Annotated in this window: 6 protein-coding genes and 1 pseudogene; 5 read left to right on the forward strand and 2 right to left on the reverse strand. The window is 75.0% G+C overall.

Annotation, left to right across the window (positions count from 1 at the left end; all coding sequences use genetic code 11):
- Nucleotides 1–414: DeoR family transcriptional regulator (locus ACFE60_RS16735; RefSeq protein WP_375389993.1), on the reverse strand; the 414-nt coding region annotated here is incomplete at its 3' end.
- 93 nt (nucleotides 415–507) lie between these two features.
- Complete coding sequence (locus tag ACFE60_RS16740; RefSeq protein ID WP_375389994.1) at nucleotides 508–1491, reverse strand: NAD-dependent epimerase/dehydratase family protein; 984 nt, start codon at nucleotides 1489–1491, stop codon at nucleotides 508–510.
- A gap of 38 nt (nucleotides 1492–1529) precedes the next feature.
- Between ACFE60_RS16740 and ACFE60_RS16745 the strand changes: the two genes are divergently transcribed.
- The 5 genes and pseudogenes from ACFE60_RS16745 to ACFE60_RS16765 all read left to right on the forward strand — a co-directional run.
- Nucleotides 1530–2165, forward strand: a complete 636-nt coding sequence (locus ACFE60_RS16745) for a GntR family transcriptional regulator (protein ID WP_375389995.1) — start codon at nucleotides 1530–1532, stop codon at nucleotides 2163–2165.
- Nucleotides 2166–2205: 40 nt separating this feature from the next.
- Nucleotides 2206–3135 carry a dihydrodipicolinate synthase family protein gene (locus ACFE60_RS16750; protein ID WP_375389996.1) on the forward strand — a complete coding sequence of 310 codons (930 nt, stop codon included), beginning with the start codon at nucleotides 2206–2208 and terminating at the stop codon, nucleotides 3133–3135.
- Nucleotides 3132–4133, forward strand: coding sequence for a proline racemase family protein (locus ACFE60_RS16755; protein WP_375389997.1), 1002 nt, complete (start codon nucleotides 3132–3134; stop codon nucleotides 4131–4133). The genes ACFE60_RS16750 and ACFE60_RS16755 overlap by 4 nt, the downstream gene beginning before the upstream one ends.
- Complete coding sequence (locus ACFE60_RS16760; RefSeq protein ID WP_375389998.1) at nucleotides 4133–5632, forward strand: aldehyde dehydrogenase family protein; 1500 nt, start codon at nucleotides 4133–4135, stop codon at nucleotides 5630–5632. The genes ACFE60_RS16755 and ACFE60_RS16760 overlap by 1 nt, the downstream gene beginning before the upstream one ends.
- Nucleotides 5633–5810: 178 nt before the next feature.
- Nucleotides 5811–6205, forward strand: a pseudogene (locus ACFE60_RS16765) (hypothetical protein); the annotation flags it as partial.

A 6205-nucleotide genomic window follows, 5' to 3' on the forward strand; every position in this document is an offset into this window, starting at 1 on the left:
GTTGTCCTGCAGGCGCAGCAGGATCGGCACCGCGTTCGTGACGACGCCGAGCCGCCCCTCCGCGGGCACGTGGTCGGCGAGCAGGTCCGCGAACGCCCTGGTCGTCGTGCCCGCGTCGATGGAGATCGCGGCGGGTGCGGTCTGCCGCACGAGGTCGAGCGCCGCCGCGGCGATGGCCCGCTTGGCCGGGGTGTTGCGGCGCTCGCGCTCGCCGATGCCGAGCTCGATCAGGCTGGAGCGGCGGACGGCTCCCCCGTGCACCCGGCGCAGCGCTCCGGTCGCCTCAAGCGCGTCCAGGTCGCGGCGGATCGTCTCGGCGGTGACGTCGAGCACCTGGGAGAGGGAGGCGACGGAGACCCGGCCGGCGCGCTCGAGCTCGCCGAGGATCCGGTCGTGCCGCTCCGTCGCGTACATGGCTGCGTCCCTCCACCGGCCCCGCTGCCGGTGATCTGTGTTTCGGTGAGGTTATTGCCGAAACCCACAGATGTAAAGATGCAGTCGAAGGGGCTACCCCAGCTCGGCCAGGCGGTCGAAGTGCGCGTCGAGCTCGGCGTCGACGACCTGCGCGTCGGGATGCGCGTCGTACCAGGCGAGCTGGCGGCGCGCGCCCTCGGCGTACGGGATCGTCGTCGCGAACTCGGGCACGAGCCGGCGCAGCCTCGTGGTGTCGAAGAGCATCGCGTACGCCTTGTCGCCGACGAGCCCGGGACCGAGGTCGGGCACCTCCCGCGCGATCCGCTCGCTCGCCACGTGCACGAGGTGCGGCTGCTCGACCCCGGCCGCGTGCCCCAGCCACGTGTAGACCTGGTTCCAGGTCGGCGCCGACTCCCCCGTGATCGTGTACGCCGACCCGAGCGCCGCCGGTCGGCCCAGCAGCCCGACGAAGCCGACCGCGAAGTCGTCCGCGTGGGTCAGGGTCCACGGGGTCGTGCCGTCGCCGTGCACCACGACCGGCTTGCCGGCGCGCATGCGCGCGATGTCCGTCCAGCCGCCCATGGTCGGCAGCAGCGAGTCGTCGTAGGTGTGGCTCGGCCGCACGATCGTCATCGGGAAGTCGTCGTCGCGGTCCGCGGCCACCAGCACGTCCTCGCAGGCGATCTTGTCGCGCGAGTACTGCCAGAACGGGTTCTTCAGCGGCGTCGCCTCGGTGACCGGGATGGAGGCGGGCGGCTTCTGGTACGCGGAGGCGCTGGAGACGAACACGTACTGCCCGGTCCGGCCGGTGAATCGCGCGACGTCGGTGCGGACGGTGTCGGGCAGGAAGGCGCGGAACTGCGCGACGACGTCGAACTCGCGGCCCTGCAGCGCCGCGTCGACGCTCGCCGCGTCGGACACGTCGCCGGTCAGCTGCTCCACCGCGTCCGGGATCGGGCGGCTGGAGGTGCGGCCGCGGTTCAGCACGGTCACCCGGTGCCCCCGCTCGACCGCCAGCCGCACGCTCGAGGTGCTGATGATGCCCGTGCCGCCGAGGAAGAGGATGTCGAGTGCCATCCCGCCAGTCTTCCGCAGCGCGTCCGTACGCTGACGGGATGACCGACGGGGACACGATCCGCGCCCGTATCGAGCGCGCGCTCGGCTCGCGGATCGCCGCGGGCGTCGTCCCGGTCGGCACCCTGCTGTCGGTGCCCGCGCTCGCGGAGGAGTTCCGCGTCTCGGCGACGCCGGTGCGCGAGGCCGTGCTCGAGCTGCAGCGGCGCGGCTTCGTCGAGCCCTCGAGGAACCGCGGCTTCGTCGTCACGGCGGTCGACCCGTCGCACGCCGAGCACGTCGCCGCGGTGCGGGAGCTGCTCGAGCCGCCGGCGATGCGGGCGCTCGCCGCGCTGCGCCCGGATCTCGCGGATGCGCGGGACGCCGCGCGCCGGATCGCGGACTCCGCGGACGCCGGCGAGCTGGAGGCGTACCTGGAGGAGGACCGCCGATTCCACATCGAGCTGACCGCGCTCGCGGGCAACCCGATGCTGACCGCGGTCGTCGACGACCTGCGCCGCCGCACCCGCCTGCCCGGCCTCGCGGCGCTCGTCGGCTCGCAGGAGCTGGCCGCGTCGGCCGCCGAGCACGGCGACCTGCTCGACGCGATCGAGGCCGGCGACGGCGACTCGGCCGAGGCCGTCATGCGGCACCACATCGGCCACACCACGGGGTGGTGGGCTGGCGTGCCCGAGTAATATATTACCGAGGACCGCACCCCTTCCGATCGGAGCCCGCATGGCCGCGCATCTCGACCTCGGCGGCGTCATCGTCGCCACGACCCTCCCCTTCCGCGCGGACGACGCCGCGCCGGCCGGCCTCGCGGTCGACTACGACGCCTACGCGGCGCACTGCTCGTGGCTGATCGACAACGGCTGCCGGGGCGTCGGCCCGAACGGGTCGCTCGGCGAGTACTCCTCCCTCACCGACGAGGAGCGCCGTCGGGTCGTCCGCACCGCGCGGGAGGCGGTCGGCGACCGCGGGCTCGTGGTGGCCGGCGTGCACGGCGTCGGCTGGCACCAGGCCCGCGGCTGGGCGGAGGCCGCCGCGGAGGACGGCGCGGACGGCGTGCTGCTGCTGCCGCCGACGCTGTACCGCGCGAACCGCGCCGAGGTGCTGACCCACTACGCGAAGGTGGACGAGGTCGGCCTGCCGATCATGCTGTACAACAACCCGATCGACACGAAGGTCGACCTGACGCCTGACCTGGTCGCCGAGCTGTTCGGGCTGCCGAACGTCGTCGCGGTCAAGGAGTTCTCCCTCGACGCGCGCCGCGTCCGCGAGATCCGGGACCTCTGCGACATCGACGTGATCGCCGGCGCCGACGACCTGCTGTTCGAGGCGCTCGTCGCGGGCGCGACCGGCTGGTTCGCCGGCTACCCGAACGCGTTCCCGCGCGAGGCGGTGCGCCTCTACGAGCTGCTGTCGCAGGACCGCGTGCCGGAGGCGCGGACGCTGTTCGAGGAGATGGCGCCCGTGTTCGCGTGGGACTCGAGGACCGAGTTCGTGCAGGCGATCAAGTACTCCGTCGACGTCGCGGGCGAGAGCACCGGCGGCGTCACGCGACCGCCGCGCGGCCCGCTGTCCGAGGCGCAGCGCACCGCGATCGAGCGGGACACCCGGCGCGCGCTCGCCGCGGGCGCCTCCCTGCGCTCCCCCGCCGCATGACGCCGCTCCGCACGATCCGCGCCGTCGACAGCCACACCGAGGGCATGCCGACGCGGGTCGTGCTGGACGGCATCGGGGAGATCCCGGGCGCCACGATGAACGAGCGCCGCCTGCACTTCATGGCGCACCTCGACCACCTGCGGCACCTGCTGATGGACGAGCCGCGCGGGCACCCCGCGATGAGCGGCGCGATCCTGCAGCGCCCCACCCGGGACGACTGCGACTGGGGCGTCGTCTACATCGAGGTGTCCGGCTGCCTGCCGATGTGCGGGCACGGGACCATCGGCCTCGCGACCGTGCTCGTCGAGGAGCGCCTCGTGGAGGTGGTGGAGCCGGTCACCACGATCCGGCTCGACACCCCGGCCGGGCTCGTCGTCGCGGCCGTCACGGTGACCGACGGGCACGCGGACTCGGTGACGATCGAGAACGTGCCGAGCTGGACCGACCGGCTCGACGCGGTGATCGACGTGCCCGGGCTCGGCACGGTGCCGTACAGCCTCGCGTTCGGCGGCAACTTCTACGCCCTCGTGGACCTCGACGCGGTCCGGCTGCCGTTCGACCGGTCGCGCCAGCGCGACATCGTCGAGGCGGGCCTCGCGATCATGGCCGCGATCAACGAGCAGGCGCCGCCGCACCACCCGGAGATCGACGGCGTCGACCACTGCCACCACGTCGAGTTCATCGCGCCCGGGTCGGACGCGCGGCTGTCCCGGCACGCGATGGCGATCTTCCCCGGCTGGTTCGACCGGTCGCCGTGCGGCACCGGCACCTCCGCCCGGATGGCGGAGCTGCACAGCCGCGGCGAGCTGCCGCTGCACACCGACTTCGTCAACGAGTCCTTCATCGGCAGCCGCTTCGTCGGCCGGCTCGTCGCCGAGACCGAGGTCGCCGGCCGGCCCGCGGTCGTGCCGACCATCACCGGCCGCGCCTGGGTGACCGGGCGCGCGGAGTACGTGCTCGACCCCACCGACCACTTCCCGAACGGATTCACCTTCTGATGGCCGACCTCCCCGCACCGCTCGATCCCGCCGAGGCCCTCTCCCGGGCGGCGGAGGCCGCCCCGCTGCTCGCGGCGCTGCCTCGCGCGCGCCGCGCCGCCGCGATGGTCGCGGCCGCCGACGCGCTGCAGGCCGCCGGGGACGAGCTGATCCCGATCGGCGCCCGGGAGACCGGCCTCCCGACCGCCCGGCTCACCGGCGAGCTGCGGCGCACCGCCGTGCAGCTGCGCCTGCTCGCGGACGTCGCCGCCGACGGCACCGCGCTCGACGTGCGGCTGGACGAAGCGGATCCCGGCTTCGCGCTCGGCCCGCGGCCCGACCTGCGCCGGACCCGCGTGCCGCTCGGCCCGGCGCTGGTGTTCGCGGCGGGGAACTTCCCGTTCGCGTTCTCGGTGGCCGGCGGCGACACCGCGGCGGCGCTCGCGGCCGGCTGCCCCGTCGTCGTCAAGGCGCACCCCGGCCACCCCGAGCTGTCCCGCAGGACCGCCGCGATCGTCGCCGGGGCGCTCGCCGCCGCCGGCCTGCCCACCGCCTCCCTGCAGCTGATCGAGGGCGAGGAGGCGGGCGTCGCCGCGCTCCGGGACCCCCGCACCGCGGTCGCGAGCTTCACCGGCAGCGTCCGCGGCGGGCAGGCGCTCGCGGCCATCGCCGCCGGCCGGGCGCGCCCCATCCCCTTCTACGGCGAGCTCGGCAGCGTGAACCCGGTGTTCGTCACCGCGGCCGCCGCGGCCGAGCGCGGCGAGGCGATCGCCGACGGCTTCGTCGCCAGCGTCTCCGGCTCGGCCGGGCAGCTGTGCACCAAGCCCGGCTTCCTCCTCGTGCCGGAGGGGCACGGGCTCGACGACCGCATCGCGGAGGCGGCCGGCGCGGTCGCCGGGCAGCGCCTGCTGTCCGCGCCGATCTCGGCCGGCTACGCCTCCCGGCGCGACGAGATCCTCGGCGCGGACGGCGTGCGGGTGCTGGCCGACGGCGGCGTCGAGGTCGGGGCCGACGGGGTCGCCGTCGCGACGCCCACCGTCGTCGCGATCGGCCTCGGCGCGCTCGTCTCCGGGCGGGAGCACCTGCTGGACGAGGCGTTCGGCCCCCTGTCAGTCGTCGTCACCGTGCCGCGCGGCACGCCGCTGACCGCTGCCGCGGCCCTGTTCCCCGGGGTGCTGGCGGCGGGCGTGCACCTCGGAGCCGCGGAGCGCGGCGAGCCCGACGACGCGGTGCGCGACCTGGTCGCGGCGCTGACCGCCTCCGCCGGGCGGGTGCTGTTCGACGGCTGGCCGACCGGCGTCGCGGTGACGCCCGCGATGCAGCACGGCGGTCCCTGGCCGTCGACGACCGCGGACGCGACGAGCGTCGGCACGGACGCGATCGGCCGGTACCAGCGCGCGGTCGCCTACCAGGACGCCCCCGCCTGGCTGCTGCCGGACGAGCTGCGCGACGGGGCCGACGTGCCGCAGGCGCTCTCGCCGGCCGGCGCCTCCGCCGAGTGGGGCGCCCGCTTCCGCTGACCCCGTTCGCGGATCCGGATGGAATGGGCGACACCCCGCGTCCGATGCATGCGGACGCGGCGTGTCGCCTCCCTCATCCGGGTCCGCGAGAGGGATCCGGATCCGCGCGTGTTCACCCGGCGTCGCTAGCGTGACCCCCGGCGACCCGCCGACCCGTTCCCGACCCGGAGGAGCACGCATGGCCAAGTCCAAGAAGTCGTCGAAGAAGGACGAGAAGGAGCGCGAGAAGAAGGCGGCCGCGAAGGCGCGGGCCAAGGCCGCGGCGAAGGCCGCCGCGCTCGTCGGGGAGGCGAAGAAGGCTCGCAAGGCCGCCGACAAGGCCGCGCGCACGGCCGACAAGGCCGAGGCGAAGGCGACCGCGGCCGGTGCGCCCGCACCGAAGGCGAAGCCGGACGAGGCGGAGCTGCTGCGCCTCGCGCTGCGCAGCACCGAGGCGCAGCTGACGGACGCGGAGCGCCGCATCGAGGTGCTGCAGGGGCAGATCGCGGACCTGCACACCGTGCTGGACGACGCGGCCGCGGAGGCGCTCGAGGACGCGATCGTCGACGCCGCGGTGACGGCGACCGTGCAGGA

This window comes from uncultured Amnibacterium sp. (genome assembly GCF_964245895.1).
Lineage (GTDB): Bacteria > Actinomycetota > Actinomycetes > Actinomycetales > Microbacteriaceae > Amnibacterium.